Source organism: Streptomyces sp. NPDC031474 (genome assembly GCF_055581185.1).
The window spans coordinates 314732-321636 of record NZ_JBVIJX010000015.1 but is presented as its reverse complement, the minus strand read 5'-3'; the positions used below and the strand labels follow the sequence as shown (position 1 = coordinate 321636).

The following is a 6905-nucleotide window of genomic DNA, read 5'->3' as shown; positions in this document are numbered from 1 at the left end:
CGTGGCCATCGCCCCGCACTGGCGCACAGCCCCGATCAACCCACCGACCAAGGTCCCACGAAGCTGGGACCCGATCCCTTAAGTCACTGGTATTGCCTCTAACCTCGATCTTTCGTGAGGGTCCGCCGACGGAGTCGGCGGCCCGTCTTGTTGCCGGTGGCGGAGACTGCGCAGGCTGAGGGCCCGAGTGTCGTCTCGGGTGGACGCCGGGTTCCACTGCTCCGGTCTGGGGGTTCTCTGGAAGGGACGGGTGGATCTGCTGGTCAGCCGGGGTTCGGCAGGAGTGCGAGCCGTTCGAGGGCAGCGGTGATGTGGCTGGACCACGGCCAGTGCCCGGTAAGGCGGAGGATCCTGCGGCGGCCGGTGGTCACGAGCTGTCCGGCCGTGGTGAACAGGCGGAGCCGCAGACGGCGGGGTTCCCAGAGCCGGGCTTTGCCGGTCAGCGCGAGCATCGGCATCCAGGCCAGCAGGTCCAGGGCGATCTGCACGATCTCCAGCCAGATGCGGTTCTGCGCGGTGTCGTGCAGGGGAAGGTTTCGCAGTCCGGTCGAGCGGGCGGCCCTGATGCGGTCCTCGGCCCTCGCCCGCAGCCGGTGACGGAGCTCGAGCTCGGCGATCGGACGGCCCGGCGTGTTGGTGGCGAAGCATGTCAGACGCATGCCGTTCGCGTCCGTGAGCCGCAACTGGGCCCCGGGGTGCGGCCGTTCCTTCCGCACGATCAGCCGCATCCCCTTCGGCCAGCCGTCCAGCACGGCACCGGCGATCTCGGCGACCCAGGCCCCGTCCCGGATCTCGCCGCCGGGCTCGACGGCCGGCGTCCAGGCCGACGCGGGGACCTTGAGCACGTGCTGGTGGATCGCGTCGGTGATCACCATCCCAACCGAGTACGAAAGCCACCGGCCGCGCTGGGACAGCCAGCTGACGAAGTCGTGGGTGCCGCCCGCGGAATCGGTGCGGATCAAGGTCCGGCGCCCGCGCCGGTACTTCCCCGGCAACTGGGCCAGCGCCAGGCGGGTGGCGGTGATGTGGTCGGCGGCAGTGTTCGATCCCGCGTTTCCCGGCCTGAGCAGGGCCGCGACCGGCTCACCGGTGCCGCCCGGCCCGTGGTCGACGAACCCCATCAGAGGGTGATGTCCGTAGGTCCGCTTCCAGGTCGGGGCCGCATCCTCCTTGTCGGAGTGCGCAATCACCAGCACCCCGTCGAGGTCGACGGTCACCGTTCCACCCGCCTCGGGCGCTTCCTCGCCAGCCAGCCGCCAAACCAGTTCGCGGACTTCGGCCCGCGCGGAACGGATCGCCGCCAGGGCCTTCTCGCCGGAGGCGGCGAGGGCGTCGACGAGGCGGGAGACCGTCGGGTCGGAGGCCACCGGCCCGAACACGGCCGGCTCCGCCCGCAGCATGCCGACATCCGCGAGGCAGTCCCCGCCCAGCGCGACCGCCAGGGCCACGTCCAGCAGGACCTTGCCCGGATCGTGCACCGCCCGAGCCTTCCGCCACGGTGCCAGCGCCACTGATATCGCGGTGTCCAGACCGGCCTTACGGACGGTCTCGACCAGCAGCACGCTCCCGGCCTGCGAGACCACCGCCCGGCCGCCGCCCTCAATGCGGACACGCGGGCAGAACCCGATACGCTTCTTCACCTGGAGAGTGCTTCTTCCCATGCAGCCAACAGGACCCTAGACAAGTCCCATCGTTGCAGGTCAGGAGCACTCTCCGCTTATTTGATCAAGCTTCGGACAGTCCACCTCGTGAAAGCGCGAGGCTAAGTGAATGGCGAAGGCCCACGCCGGATGGGCATGGGCCTTCATTCCCCTTGGGTAGGATATTCATGGGTTCGAGCCAATGGGCCAGAAAAGTCCGTTCTGAAAGGCGGCGGTTGGCGAAAGACGCGTGTCAGGCTGCTGCCTCGGGGTCCTTGGTGAGGCGGGGGGCCGGCACCTCGGCCGGCGGGGTGTCCGCCGTCTCGGGGTAGTGGCAGGCCGTCAGGTGGCCGGACTTGTTGCCCTCGACCTGCACCAGCGGCGGGGCCTCGCTCGCGCACTTGTCCGTCGCCTTCCAGCAGCGGGTGCGGAAGCGGCAGCCGGAGGGCGGGTTGATGGGCGAGGGCACGTCGCCGACCAGGCGGATGCGCTCACGCGGGGTCTCCTCCACCGTGGCCTCGGGCACGGCGGACAGCAGCGCCCGGGTGTAGGGGTGGCGCGGGTTGCCGTACAGCTCGTCGCGGTCGGCGACCTCGACGATCTTGCCGAGGTACATGACCGCGACCCGATGCGAGAAGTGCCGTACGACGGCCAGGTCGTGGGCGATGAAGACGAACGCGATGCCCAGGTCCCGCTGCACCTTCTGGAGCAGGTTGACGACCTGCGCCTGGATGGACACGTCGAGCGCGGAGACCGGCTCGTCGGCCACTATCAGCTTGGGTTCGAGGGCCAGCGCCCGGGCGACGCCGATGCGCTGCCGCTGGCCGCCGGAGAACTCGTGCGGGAAGCGGTTGTAGTGCTCGGGGTTGAGACCGACGATCTCCAGCAGTTCACGTACGCGCGCCTCGCGGCCGCCCGCCGGGTTGATGCCGTTGATCTCCATCGGGCCGGAGACGATCTTGCCGACCGTCTGGCGCGGGTTCAGCGACGCGTACGGGTCCTGGAAGATCATCTGGATCTCGGACCGGATCGGCGCGAGCGCCTTGCGGCCCGCGTGGGTGATGTCCTGGCCGCGGTAGGAGATCGTGCCGGCGGTCGGCTCCAGCAGCCGGGTGATCAGCCGGCCCGTCGTCGACTTGCCGCAGCCGGACTCGCCGACCAGACCCAGGCTCTCGCCCTCGGCGACCTGGAAGTCCAGCCCGTCGACGGCCTGCACCGCGCCGACCGTACGCCGGATCGGGAAGCCGCCCTTGATGGGGAAGTGCTTGGTGAGCCCGGAGACGTCCAGGAGGGGGGTGGTGTTGCTCATGGTGGTGAAATCCCGTCTCTTGTACGTCAGTTCGCCGCGCTGCCGGCGAGGTCGGAGAAGTACTCGGCGCGCTGGTCGGCGGTGAGGTGGCAGGCGGAGCCGCGGCCGTCGGTGAGCTGCAGCAGCGGCTGCTCCGTGACGCACCGGTTCCCGTCGACCTTCTCGGCGAAGGTGCACCGGGGGTGGAAGCGGCAGCCCGTGGGCGGGTTCAGCAGCGAGGGCGGCGACCCGGGGATCGGGTTCAGCGGCACGTCCACCGGGTGGTCCAGGCTCGGCATCGAGCTGAGCAGGCCGAGGGTGTAGGGGTGCTGTGGAGACTGCAGCACCTCCTTCTTGGTGCCCCGCTCCACGCACCGGCCGCCGTACATCACGAGGACGTCGTCCGCGATGTCCGCGATGACGCCCAGGTCGTGCGTGATGAAGATGATCGCGGTGCCGAACTCCTGCTGGAGGTCCTTGAGCAGGTCCATGATCTGCGCCTGGACCGTCACGTCGAGCGCCGTGGTCGGCTCGTCGGCGATCAGCAGCTCGGGGTCGCAGACCAGCGCCATGGCGATCATCGCGCGCTGGCGCATGCCGCCGGAGAACTGGTGCGGGTACTCGTCCACCCGGGTCTCCGGCTGCGGGATCCCCACCCGCCGCAGCATCTCGACCGAGCGCGCCCGGGCCTCCTGCTTGGAGCAGCCCGTGTGCTTGCGGTACGTCTCGCCGATCTGCCTGCCGATGGTGTGGTAGGGCGACAGCGAGGCCAGCGCGTCCTGGAAGATCATCGACATCTTGTTGCCGCGCAGCTTCTCCAACTGCTTCTCGGAGGCGGTCAGCAGCTCCTTGTCGTCAAGGAGGATCTCACCCTCGATGGCCGTGCGGTCACGGTCGTGCAGACCCAGGATGGCCAGGTTGGTGACCGACTTACCGGAGCCCGACTCGCCCACGATGCCGAGTGTCTGGCCCTTCAGCAGGTCGAAGGAGAGCCCGTCGACGGCCTTGACGGTGCCGTCCTCGGTGGAGAAATGGACTTTCAGGTCCCTGACGGAGAGGAAGGGCTGCTGATCGGTGCTCGTCACGGGGACGCTCCTGGGGTGATGCGAGAAGTAGGGGGCTGGGCGGAGGTCAGGCGAGCCGGATCCGCGGGTCGATGAGGGCGTAGACGGCGTCCACGATGATGTTGAAGAAGACGATCGCGCCAGCTGCCAGGAGGGTCACGCCGAGCAGCATCGGCAGGTCGCTCTGGTCCACGGACGTCACCGCGAGCCGGCCGATGCCCTGGAGGCTGAAGGTCTGCTCGGTGATGATGGCGCCGCCGATCAGCGTGCCGAGGTCGATGCCGAACACCGTGACGATGGGGCCCATCGCGCCGCGCCAGGCGAACCGGAAGAACACGTTGGCCCGGGACAGGCCCTTGGCGCGGGCCGTACGGACATAGTCCTCGCTCAGTTGCTCCACGAGCTGCGAGCGGGTCATACGGGTGTAGTTGGCGGTGAAGATGATTGCCAGGACCAGCCAGGGCAGCAGCAGTCCGGAGAACCAGGCGACCGGGTCGTCGGTGAACGGGGTCCACGACGGTTGGTCGAGCCATCCCAGCTTTGCGACGAAGAAGAACATCGCGATGTAGCCGACGAAGTAGATCTGCAGGGACGAGCCGAGCAGCGACGTCGAACTGGCGAACTTGTCCAGGAACTTGCCCTGATTGAGGGCCGCGAGCATGCCCGCGCCCACACCCAGGACCAGGAAGACGGCGGCGGCGCCGAAGGCGAGCGAGAGGGTCGTCGGCAGGCGATCCATGATCGTTTCGAACACCGGCGTGTTGTTGGCGAAGGAGTAGCCGAAGCAGGGCGCGTCGCAGTACCCGAAGCCGGCGTAGTCGCGACCGACGAAGACGCCCTTCAGCCAGTACCAGTACTGCACCGGGATGGAGTGGTCGATGCCCAGGTTCTTCCGGATCTGCGCGAGGTTCTCCGGTGTGCAGTTCTTACCGCAGGACATCATGGCGGGGTCACGCGGCACGGCGTAGAAGAGCCAGAAGGTGATGGCGCTGATGATCAACAGGATGACCAGCGCACCGGTGACTCGGCGGACAAGGAAGCGGAACATGAGGCGTGACTTTCCGGACGGGGCGCCGTCGCCAGGGCAAGGAGGGGGGGCCGCTGGGGGCGGCCACACGGATGGCCGCCCCCAAAGGTCGTGTGCTTACTTCTTGGCGTAGAGCTTGCTGAGCGCGACGCAGGTGTTGGCGCTGTCCCAGATGACGTTGCCGACCTTGGAGCCGTAGATGTAGTTACGGATCTTGTGGTAGTCCGGAACGGCCGCGGCCAGCTCCATGATCATCTTATCGACGTTGCCCCAGGCCTTGTTGGCCTCCTTCGGGTCCGCGATCTGGGAGGCCGCGTCGATGGCCTTGTTGACGCCCGGGTCGTTCAGCTGCGAGTAGTTGCTGCGGCCGTCGCCGATGTTCTTGCCGCTGAAGGTGGGGTAGAACTGCGAGTAACCGCCCGGCCAGTCCGGGCTCCAGCCGGCCGCGAACAGGTCGAAGCCGTTGTCGAGCTTTCCGATCTGAGTGTAGAAGGTCGACTTGTCGACCTGCTTGTTGACGACCGTGAAGCCGGCCGCCTCGAGCGCGTTCTTGATGGCGACGGCGCTCTTCACCGCGGTGTCCGACTGCTGGTAGGCGATGACCAGCTTCTGGCCGACCTTGCCGGCCTCCTTCAGCAGGGCCTTGGCCTTCTCGGGGTTGCCGCCCGGCTTCTTGTCCACACCGTACAGGTCGTACTTGGTGTAGCCGGGGGTCACCGGGGCGAAGAGCGTGGTGGCGATCTCCTGGCTGTAGGCACCGCCACCGATGGTCTGCAGCTGCTGGTGCGGCCAGGCATAGTTGATGGCCTGACGGACCTTGAGGTCCTTGACGCGGGTCATGTTGATCGGCCAGTAGTAGGTGACCGTGTCGACCGCGGTGAGGACGCGCTTCTTCAGATCCGCGTTGGTGAGGACTTGGGCGATGCGCTCGGGCGCGACCTCGTTGAAGATCGGCACCGCGTACTGGTCGTTGCCCTTGTCCGCGATCCAGCGGTCGGTCGACGCGACCAGCTCGAAGCCCATCTGGAAGACGTACTTGTCCGGGTAGGCGTTGCGGATCGAGTCCGTCTGCGGGTCCCAGTGCTCGTTGCGCACAAAGGTCAGCGTCTTGCCGATGTTCCGGCTTTCGATCTTGTACGGGCCGCAGGAGAACGGGCGCTGGTCGTACTTCTCCTTGGTGTCCTGTTTCTTCGGAACCAGGGAGTAACCGCGCATCGCCAGCGTGTAGTTGAAGTCGGCGCGGGCTTCGTTCAGACGGAACGTGATGGTCTTGCCGTCGACCTCTATGGAGGCGAGCTTCTTGCCGTCGTAGGGGCCCTTGTACTTGTCGCCGCCCTCAAGGAACTGCTGGACGTAGCGCGGACCCTCGGTGACGAAGGCGGCGAAGAGACGCTCGAAGGTGTGGCGGAGGTCGTCCGAGGAGATCTCGGAGCCGTCCTCCCACTTCAGACCGTCCTTCAGCGTGAAGGTCCAGGTCTTGCCGCCGTCCTTCATCGTGCCGGCGTCGGTCGCGGCGTCGCCGACCAGGGTGGCGTTGCCCTTGGCGTCCAGCTTGTAGCCGGTCAGGCCGCGCATGATCGGCACGGTGATGGCGCCCTCGGTCGAGACGTAGATCTGCGCCGGGTCCAGGTGGTCCATGTCGAACTGCTGGAGCGAGTAGATCGTCCCGCCCTTGACCGCGCCCGGGACCTCGGCGGCCGGACCAGTGGAGTCGGCCTTGGTGCCGACCGGGATCTCGACGGTCTTGGAGCCGGCGACCTTGGGGGCCTTGTCCTGCGAGGAGCCCCCCTCGTTGCCGCTGCTGCAGGCGCTCAGTACCGAGGTCGACGCCGCGGCGACGCCGGTGGCGATGAGGAAGTTTCTGCGCGAGAAGGACATGCTTCCTG

At 67.5% G+C, this 6905-nt stretch carries 5 protein-coding genes; all 5 read right to left on the bottom strand.

Annotated elements, in window-relative coordinates; all coding sequences use genetic code 11:
- Positions 1 to 263: 263 nt before the first annotated feature.
- Complete coding sequence (locus tag ACZ5SK_RS31530; protein WP_468576755.1) at positions 264 to 1640, bottom strand: IS1380 family transposase; 1377 nt, start codon at positions 1638 to 1640, stop codon at positions 264 to 266.
- A gap of 253 nt (positions 1641 to 1893) precedes the next feature.
- Positions 1894 to 2949, bottom strand: a complete 1056-nt coding sequence (locus tag ACZ5SK_RS31525; RefSeq protein WP_334577455.1) for an ABC transporter ATP-binding protein — start codon at positions 2947 to 2949, stop codon at positions 1894 to 1896.
- A gap of 26 nt (positions 2950 to 2975) precedes the next feature.
- Positions 2976 to 4013 carry an ABC transporter ATP-binding protein gene (locus ACZ5SK_RS31520; protein WP_334577454.1) on the bottom strand — a complete coding sequence of 346 codons (1038 nt, stop codon included), beginning with the start codon at positions 4011 to 4013 and terminating at the stop codon, positions 2976 to 2978.
- A gap of 46 nt (positions 4014 to 4059) precedes the next feature.
- A complete protein-coding gene (locus tag ACZ5SK_RS31515; protein WP_319342539.1) occupies positions 4060 to 5040 on the bottom strand; it encodes an ABC transporter permease in 981 nt (326 codons plus the stop codon).
- A 96-nt stretch (positions 5041 to 5136) separates the two neighbouring features.
- Positions 5137 to 6897 (bottom strand): ABC transporter substrate-binding protein, encoded by a 1761-nt coding sequence (locus tag ACZ5SK_RS31510; protein ID WP_334577453.1) that lies wholly within the window; start codon positions 6895 to 6897, stop codon positions 5137 to 5139.
- Positions 6898 to 6905 lie beyond the last annotated feature (8 nt).

Excerpts from the sequence above, each read along its gene's own strand:
- ACZ5SK_RS31515 (WP_319342539.1), bottom strand. The coding sequence starts at position 5,040 with ATGTTCCGCTTCCTTGTCCGCCGAGTCACCGGTGCGCTGGTCATCCTG.
- ACZ5SK_RS31510 (WP_334577453.1), bottom strand. The coding sequence starts at position 6,897 with ATGTCCTTCTCGCGCAGAAACTTCCTCATCGCCACCGGCGTCGCCGCG.
- ACZ5SK_RS31525 (WP_334577455.1), bottom strand. The coding sequence starts at position 2,949 with ATGAGCAACACCACCCCCCTCCTGGACGTCTCCGGGCTCACCAAGCAC.